At 75.1% G+C, this 8,698-nt stretch carries 4 protein-coding genes; 2 read left to right on the top strand and 2 right to left on the bottom strand.

The window, feature by feature from the left end; all coding sequences use genetic code 11:
- The coding region (locus ABZX30_RS37200; protein ID WP_355942626.1) for a glycosyltransferase family 39 protein at positions 1-1,816 on the top strand (1,816 nt) is incomplete at its 5' end.
- Positions 1,817-2,191: 375 nt separating this feature from the next.
- On the top strand, positions 2,192-4,435 hold the full coding sequence (locus ABZX30_RS37195; protein ID WP_355942623.1) for a hypothetical protein: 2,244 nt from the start codon (positions 2,192-2,194) through the stop codon (positions 4,433-4,435).
- Here ABZX30_RS37195 and ABZX30_RS37190 read toward each other — a convergent pair.
- Positions 4,416-5,714: a hypothetical protein gene (locus ABZX30_RS37190; RefSeq protein WP_355942620.1), complete on the bottom strand. Its 1,299-nt coding sequence runs from the start codon at positions 5,712-5,714 to the stop codon at positions 4,416-4,418. The two genes, ABZX30_RS37195 and ABZX30_RS37190, sit on opposite strands and share 20 nt — an antisense overlap.
- A 59-nt stretch (positions 5,715-5,773) precedes the next feature.
- A complete protein-coding gene (locus ABZX30_RS37185; RefSeq protein ID WP_355942618.1) occupies positions 5,774-8,398 on the bottom strand; it encodes a hypothetical protein in 2,625 nt (874 codons plus the stop codon).
- Between the last annotated feature and the right edge of the window lie 300 nt (positions 8,399-8,698).

Here is an 8,698-nt window from a genome sequence, read left to right as displayed (position 1 = left end):
CATGGTGGAGAAGCCGGAGGCGGCGGACGCCCCGTCGAACTACGCGGTCATCGGGCGGTACGTCCGGGCGAGGCGAGGGGGACGTGTGGCCGTGCCGCCGCGACACCTGACCGGACCGGGCCCGGCCACGGCCGGGACACACGCTTCTGCTGGGCCGTACGACCCCGAGTCGACGCTGCGGCTGCGAGTGCTGCCCGCGCGGGGGCCGCGGCCCGCGCCGGGATACACCTTCGACGAGATCACCCGGGCGGAATGGGCGCTCGGGCCGGTTCCCTCCCGCGGCTGGTCCGCCACCGGCGGCCGCCGCCGCACCTGGGTGAGCCGGGCCCTCCTGGCCTGCCTGCTTCTGGTGCAGGCGGTCCTGTCCCTGCGCCTGCACAACACCGCCTTCGAGGACGAGGCGCTGTACGTCTACGCCGGGCACGCCATGATCGGCCACCTCTTCCACGGCGTGCCCGACTACGGGGGCTTCGCCACCTACTTCTCCGGCTCGCCCGCGCTCTACCCGGTGCTCGCCGCCTGGGTGGACGACCTCGGCGGGCTGACCGCGGTACGCCTGCTGAGCCTGGTCTGCATGCTGGGTGCCACCGGCCTGCTCTACTCCCTCACCCGCATGCTCTTCAACGAGCGGACGGGGCTCTGCGCGGCCGGCCTGTTCGCCGTCAGTCAGTCGACGCTGTTCCTGGGCAACTTCGCCACCTACGACGCGCCGGCGCTCCTCCTGCTCGCGCTGAGCACCTGGATCCTCGTCCGGGTCGCGGGCGGACACTGGGCGCTGCCGCTGGCCGCGGTGCCGGTGGCCGCCCTGTCGGTGGCGGTGAAGTACGCGTCGGCGATGTTCCTGCCGGCCGCGGCGGCGTTGCTGGTGCTGGCGGCCCACCGGCGTCTCGGCACACGCCAGGCCCTGCTGCGCGGTGCGGTGTTCGGTGCCGGCGTGGCGGCCCTGCTCGGGATCGGCGTGGTCACCACCGACTACCTCCAGGCGATCCGGACGACCACCACCGACCGCGCGCACGGCACCACCTCCGGCCTGGACATGGCCTGGGACTGCGCGCGTTGGGGCGGTCTCCTCTTCGCCCTCGCCTGCCTGGGGACCTGGCTGTACACCCGCCGCGACCGGCTCGGCGAGGTGCCGGGCCGGCAGCGGACGGACGGCCCTGGGGCCCGGTGGCGTCTGGCCCTGGGTGTCGTCCTCACCGGCACGGCCCTGCTCGCCCCCGCCTACCAGATCCACCTGCAGACCAGCGTCTCGCTGCACAAACACATCGGGTACGGTCTGCTGTTCGCCGCACCGATGGCCGGCGTGGGCCTCACGCGTCTGATGGGAGCGCACTTCCGCTTCCCCCAAGTGGTCGTCGCCGTCGGGGTGCTGGCCCTCACCCTCGGCATGTCGCAGTCGGCCGAGAACTACGGCGTCTGGCCGGACAGCAGCCATCTGATCCCCGAACTCGCCAAGAAGGTACGGCCGGGGCAGAAGTGGCTCGGCCAGCCGCACGAGGCACCCGTGTACTACCTCAGTCGCAGGCACCTCACCGACTACACGCTGTGGACGTCGGTCTACTACATCGACTACACGGGCCGTCGGGGCCGCCATCTCATGGGTCCGCAGGGCTACCGCGCCGCGATCGACGACGGCTGGTTCGACGGCGTCGTGCTGGACTGGTCCGACCAGCCGGGAGACGTCCAGACCCTGGTCCGCGGCGAGATGCGGAGCAGCGGCAGGTACCGGCTGGCCAGTGCGCTGACCTACCGGACCTCGGTCGGCACGGGCCACTTCGAGATCTGGCTCCGGCTCCCCGCCGCCCACGCCCGCTGAGGTCCGGCGCCCGGTCGGGCCGTGCCGTGTCCGCCCTGCGCCCAGGCCGCGTCCGACTGACGTCCCGGCCGTGTCCGTCGTCCCGCGTCCCGGCCGCGTCCGTCCGGGCAGCATCCCTGTCCGGACGGGCAGCGGACCTGTCCGCCATGACCGATTTACATATCATCGGTCCGGACGTCCCTTCGCAGGCAGAGACTGCCGGCACGCACCAGCTGCACCCAGCACGACGACGGAGACATCGCGGATGAATCGCAGTCAGGCCACCGGGCCGGTCGCACCCCGGCCATCGGCTCCCGCCTCCGTACCCGCTGCGTGCCGTGCCCGGTCCGGCCGCCCGCTCGCGCACGGCGGCACCCTGTCCCACCGGACCGGCACTTGAGCCCCAGGAGCGGGGACGGGGGCACCGCGGTCGGCAGGAAGCGGCCGTGGCTGCCGTCGCGGACGCGTTCCGCAGCACCCGCCGAGCTCCCCGCCGTGCCCGCGGCCGGCCTGACGGTGCGCCCGGTCGGCGGCGCGTGGCTGGTGCACCCCGCCACCGGCCCCGACCGCCGGTCCCTGCTGTTCGCCGCCGGTCTGGCGGCCGACCCCGAGTACGCGGTCGTCGTGGTGGACCTCCCGCCGGAGGCGGCACTCGACGCGGTGGAGGATGCCGTGGCCCGCGCGGTGCCCTCCGGTCCGCGGGGCCTGCGGCTGGTGTTCGGCAGGCCGCCCGCGCGGGGGCCCGCCGCAGCGGGACGCCGGCTGGCCGAGGGGGTGGGGCAGGACGTCGTCGTACCGGACGGTGTGCTGCTGCCGTCCGCGGGGGGCGCCCTGTTCATCGCGGCGGACCGGGGCCGCGGCTGGGTGCTGTGCACGCCGGAGGGCCAGGACCGGTACGTCTCCCGCCGCTTCCCCCGGCCCGCGTGGGACGGGACCCTCCCGGACAGTCCCTGGCCCGTGGGGAAGGACTGCGTGGCCGAACCGGTGGGCGCCGGTGTGTGGGTACGCCCGGCGTGCGAGGACACCGCACGGCACCACCAGCGCCGGTACCTGGCCGCCCGGCTGCGCTGCCGCGACGACGCGGCCACCGTGGTGATCGGCGCCCCCGCCGCGGCGGAGCCGGTGCCGCAGGACATCGCCCGCCTCTGGCGGGAGCTGCCGGAGGACGTCCGGGCCACTGTGCGCGTCGTGCCGTACGGGGACGGGATACGGGCGGCGTGCGGAGACCGGTCCGTCGGCGACACCCTCGCCGCCCTGACCGGCGAACCGGTGCACGTGTACAACGGCTTCCCCACGAGCGACCCGGTCGTGGGGCGGGCGCCGCTGGACGAGGTGCTCTTCCTGGAACCGGACGGGACGACGGGGCGTCCCGTCTTCTCCCGGGAGTACCTCCATCTGCCCCCGGAACCGGGCGGGCCCGGACACCCACCGCTCGCGGTCGACCACCGCTGGCCCCTCGACCACCTGCCGATGCTCCGCCGGGGCCTGTACCGCAGCGGGTCCGGCGCCGCGCTGGAGGTCCTCCCCTGGGGCCTGTGGATCCGGCCCGTCGCGGAACCGCCGTACGCCCACGAGGTACGCGCCGCCCTCCCGGACCCCCACCACGAACTGATCCTGTGCGACGACAGCGTGCCCGAGGCGCTGCCCCGGCTCCAGCGGCTGGCCGAGGACGTCGTCCGGCGCCTGCCGCCGGAGACCGGGCTGCTGGTACGGGTGCTGACCGCGGACCGTCCGTGGCGGGTGCCGGCCGCGTGCGCCGCGGCACAGGCCCCTCAGCCGGAGGCCGGGCAACAGCCCGGCACGACGGCCTCGGAACCGGTGGTCGGCGAACTGCCCTCCGACGCGGGCGAGTCACCGCCCGAGGAGGCCGGCTCGAGCACGCGGGAACCAGCGAACCACCCCCCCACCGGGGCGGGTTCGCCCAAGGACGCCGCGCTCGTCGCCCTGGCGCTCCAGCGGAGTCCGGCGCTGGGCGGTGACCGCCCGCCCGCGGCGGTCCTGGCCGGGCTCCTCGCGGCGCGTCTCCAACTGACCGTGCACGGGCGGCGGGCCGCCGGGGAAGGCGGGGAGGCCGACGGCGAGCCGGCGCCGCCCACGGCCCAGGCCCTGGAGGGCCTCGCCATGCTGCCCGTGCACGACGGTGTGGTGACGCTGCGCACCGAGCTCGGCGAGGACGGTGCACGGTGGTACGCGGCACACCGTCAAGTCGTCGAGCACGGTGTGTGCGCGGCCTCCCTCACCGGCAATCCGGGACGAGCGGGCGACGCCGACATCGTCATCCGCTCGGTGACCGGTCGCCGTACGGCCCTGCTGGAACCCGAGTCGCCGGACCGGGTGCTGTTCCCGCCGGACACGCGCTTCGAAGTCCTGGACGTCCGGGTCCGCCGCGGCGAGCGCACGGTCGTGATGATGCGGGAGCTGCCTCTGTCCTCCTTCCCGCCGGATGACCCCGGCCGGACGGCCGTACGGGAACTCGAAGAGGCCCTGCGGACATGGCGGTTCGACGAGGAGGCCGGCCTGGTGCGGGACGGCACACCGGACCCGTTCATGCGCGCACCCGGCCTGGGGTACCCGGACCCGGCGCCGGAACCGTCCGGCGCCGGGATCCTTCCTGTCGCGCTCAGTGAGCGGTTCCGCTGACCCAGAGGGTCGTGCCGTCCTGCCGGATCACCACGTTGCCGTCGTCCTGCAGCACCAGCTCCGCCCCGTCGTGCCCGGCGGTGCCGGAGGACCAGGCGGTCTGGTCGTCGCGGGTGTACACGACGAGGTGTCCGTCAGCCTGGAAGACCGTCTTGTAGCCCCGCCCTTCGGTGTGGGACGCCCAGCGGACCGTGCCGTTCTCGTCGGTGATGACCAGGTTGCCGTCCTCCTGCATCGTCAGGTGGGCCCGGTCCGACACGATGGAGGTGCCGAGGTCCAGGACACGGGTGGCCTGCACGACCAGGCCGCCCGTGGCCGGCGGGGTGTCGGCCCGCTGAGCGAGGGCCGACACGCTCTGGACCGTCGGCGCGGTCTGGCCGGTGACCGGCGTCGTCCCGGCGGACTGCGGCACACTGGCCGAGGCGGGCGTGACCGCAGTGGTGACGGCGTGCACCGAGGGCGCCGACGGAGCCCCGATGCGTACCGCCGCGGTGGCGCGGGCGGGCGACGTCGCCCGGTCGCCCGAACCGCCGGAACCGCCGGAACCGCCGGAACCCGGACGGGTCTCCTGGTGTCGCTTGGTGCCCGCGGCGAGGACCGTCGGAGCGTGCGGCGTGCCGCGGGAAGCCGATGTCTCGGGGTGCGGGGCGCGTATGCCGGGGCCCCGGTCGGGCTTGGGCGGGGAGACGCGCATGGTGGGAGTCGGCGAGGCGGATGCCGGGGAGGAGGGCGTGGGGGACGACGCGGACGGGGTGGAGGAAGCGGTCGCGGGACCGGAGGTCACTTCCGGGTGGGTCGGGACGTCGATGGTGAAATTCGGGCCGACCGCCTGCGGCGAGGGCGTCCGCCGGCCGGCGGACTCGAAGTCGGTCTCGTTGTCCTTGTCGTTGTTGTGGCTCAGCGCCAGCGGCAGCGCGACCAGGACCGCTCCGGCGACCGCGGCGGCGGCCAGCATAGGCCGCTGGCCGGACTTGTTGGTGCCGGTCTGCGCCGCGCTTCCCGTCGTACCGCCCCCGCCGGACGGTGACTGTCGGTCGCCGTCGCGCTCCGGACGGCCGGACTGCCGCTCCTCCTGAGAACGGTGGGCGGCGATGACGCGGAGTGCGTTCGCCGCCCGCTCCTCACGCGCCGTCCGCGCGCTCGTCTCGCGGTTGCCCGGCTCCTGTCCCTCGGGCGCGGACGAGGGGGTGTCGGACAGGACGACTGCCCTGCGCATCCTCAACTGCTCGGTGCCCTCGGGGGGCGCGCCGCGCCTGGGCGTCCTGCGCTCAGCGGACATGTGCTTCTTCTCCTCCTGAAGTGGGTGTGCGTCCGGCACGACGGAGCCGGACGGCATGGTCAGGCACCGTCGGGCCCGCCCGTGGACCGCTCGGCCAGCGGCCCGGTGAGCCGCGGCAGCCACGAGGCGCGGGCGCCGCCTGCCTCCGGGGTCCGTTCGGCCGCCTGCTCCAGCGCGGCCAGGGCGGCCCTGTCCTGGGCCTCGTGTTCACCGTGCCGGGCGGTGGGGTCGCCGTCGGCCAGCTCACGCAGCAGTACCGTCAGCGCTCCCGGCCGGCCGTGTGATCCGAGCGCCCTGAAGCGCGTACCCGGTGCGAAGACGACCTCCTCTCCCTTGCCCGCTGCCGGGGCGGGAGCGAACAGGCCGCGCACCCGGCGGCCGGTCACCGACCAGATGAGGTACCGGTCTGCCGCCGCCGGAGGTGCGCCGTCCAGGGCCAGTGTGCCGACCGGACCGGCCTCGCGCAGTTCCCTGCCGGGTGACAGCGCCCTCGCCTCCGCCGGGAGAACTCCCGCGTCGCGGAGGACGATCCCTCGGTACGACGGAAGCCGCCGCAGCCCGGAGGCCAGACAGGACAGGTAGGGCAGCACGTCGTCCGTCCCCGCCGCCAGGCGCCCCGCCAGCCAGCGCCAGCTCAGCGGGCCGTCGTCGAGGGTGAGGAAACTGCGCACCGCGATCAGGTCCGCGTGTGCGTCTTCGTCACGGCCGTGCAGGCGCAGCCCCGGCACCACCATCAGCGTGCGGGCGACCGCGGCCTGCTGCTGCCACCACTGCTCCCCCGCCATGGCCTGGACGGCCCGCCGATCGGCGTCGCTGCTGTGGTGCAACGGGGTGACACGGACGACGGGTGCGGCCCGGCGGACCGGTGCGGTCGGCGCGGGCGGGCGCTCCTGGCCGAGGCCGGTGGGCCGGACGGGGGTAGGCGAGGGTGGCGGAGGCACGGGCGCCGCCGGCGGGGCCGGAGCGGCCAGCGTGGCCTGCACGGGACTGGGAACGGCAGCGGCGGCCGGGCCTTCCGCCGTCGCCGCCTCACCCGCGACCTGCAACGGAACCGGGACGGAACGGCTACCGGGCCGCCCCACCGAACGACTCGCGGCCTGCGCCTCGGCGAAGCCGGGCGGCACCGGCGCCCGCGCGACGGACGGAGCGGCCGCGGCAGGGGCCTCGACAACGGGGTGGGGCGGGGCGGCCACACGGCGGATCCGTACGCTCATCGGCTCGGCGTGCCAGGGAGCCTCGGTAAGGCCGGTGTCTGCGTGCGGCGCGGCCCGTGCGGCGGTACGGGGCTGCGCAGGCTCACCGGTGTCCTCCGCCCGCCCCGCGGCCGCGGGGCCGGTGGCCTGCTCCTCGCGGTATTCCAGGGCGAGTTGCCGTCGTTCGGTGACCTCTCGCAACAGGCGCCGTCCCTGCGCGCTGCACCTGCCGAGCACGTGGAGCGTCGTCCGCCCCTGCACGGACGGCTCCAGGCCGTCCATCAAGGTGTCGAGCACGGGCCACAGCCCGTCGTCCAGCCGCTGCCCCGGCACACCGACGTCGACCGTCATCGTCTCGCGGGCGAGTGCCCGCCGGGACGCCTCCGCGGGCGGGCTTCCATGGACGCCCAGCCACAGTCCCGCCCGGGTGACGGCGATGCGCCACTCATCGTCCAACGCGAGCACTCCGTCCTCGGACACCTCGGCCGACCCCGGAACGGGCGATCGCCACCGCAGAAGGCGCGGAGCCGGAGTGGGTCCGCCGTGTGCCGGGAGGCAGGCGACGGATTCGAGGTAAGGCCGCCACGTCGGTTCGCCGTCCGCTCCGACCAGCACCACGGCCGGCTCGGCCCGAGTGCCGTCCGCGCTCTCCAGCAGAGCCGGGATCCCGCTGACGACCTCCACCTCGGTGCCGAGCAGGTCGGCGGTCTCCTGACCGGTGGGGAGCAGGTCACGCCCGTCGCCAGGGATGAGGCGGACGGTGGCACGGACCCGCTCGGGCAGCATGGCCAGCAAGTCGGCCAGCGCCTGCGCGGAGACAGGAGGCGTACGGGGAGTACCCACGACGACGGCGAGCCGGTGGCTGTCAGCGGGAATCGAGGCGGCGACGGCCCGCTCGGCATCCGGCGCCGGTTGTGCCGTGCGCACCAGCACCCCCGCGGGCACAGGCTCGACGACCAGCCCGTCGACGGCGTCGGTCACCAGACCTGCCGCCGCGTCCTCCCAACTGGGCGCCGGATGACGCAGTCCGAGAGGCCGGGGGGCCAGGCCGGGGCCGAACTGCCACCAGCCGCCAGGGCCTGTCGGGGTGAAGAGCGACCCGCCCGGAGCGACGACCACGGGCCCGGCGGGGGCGACCACCTCCAATTGCCAGGTGTCCGCGATCCGCCTGGCGGGAGCCGGCCGCCCCGGCAGGTCGGCTCCCCCGCCGGCCCACAGGAGCCGCACGTGTCCGATACCGGACCGTCGGCATTCGTCCAGCACCGGCTCGAGTTGCCGCCACAGGTCCGTGGCGTCCGAGGTACCGGCGGCGACCAGCACGGTCGCCTGGTCGGGCGGGCCGTCACCCAGGGCGTCGACCGTGTCCTCGAGGCCGGCCGACTCACCGGCGGGAAGGACGTACACGGGCCCGGACGCGACGGGACGGGCCGCGTCGCCGAACCGGGGAACGAGGGCGCGCAGGGGGCTGCGGCCGGTCGTCCATCGCCTCACTGGTCGCCGCGCCTCCCACCTGTGCCGCACATCCCCGAGGGTGAGGATCCACCCGGCACCGTCATCGCAGCAGCCGTCCGCGGCGGCGGGCAAGGCGAGCGGCCGGGTCGTGCCCTTTCGCAGGGGCTCCGTGCACGAGTGGACATGACGTCCGCCGCCGGTGACAGGTCACTGCCCGGGTGTTCGAGGGGCTGTGCGGTGGGTTGTGGGCGAAGAGGCGGAGTGTGTGGCTCGGGGGGCAGAGGGGTGGGTGGATCGCTGCGGTGGGTGGGTGTTTGACCAATGATCGGGTGGGCGTGG

It is taken from the genome of Streptomyces sp. NPDC004542 (assembly GCF_040610035.1).
Lineage (GTDB): Bacteria > Actinomycetota > Actinomycetes > Streptomycetales > Streptomycetaceae > Streptomyces.
Note: the sequence above shows the minus strand (reverse complement) of the source record. Positions and strands in the feature narration are given on the sequence as shown.

What these genes read in the sequence shown, in the direction of transcription:
- ABZX30_RS37190 (WP_355942620.1), bottom strand. Translation starts at nt 5,714, where the DNA reads ATGTCCGCTGAGCGCAGGACGCCCAGGCGCGGCGCGCCCCCCGAGGGC.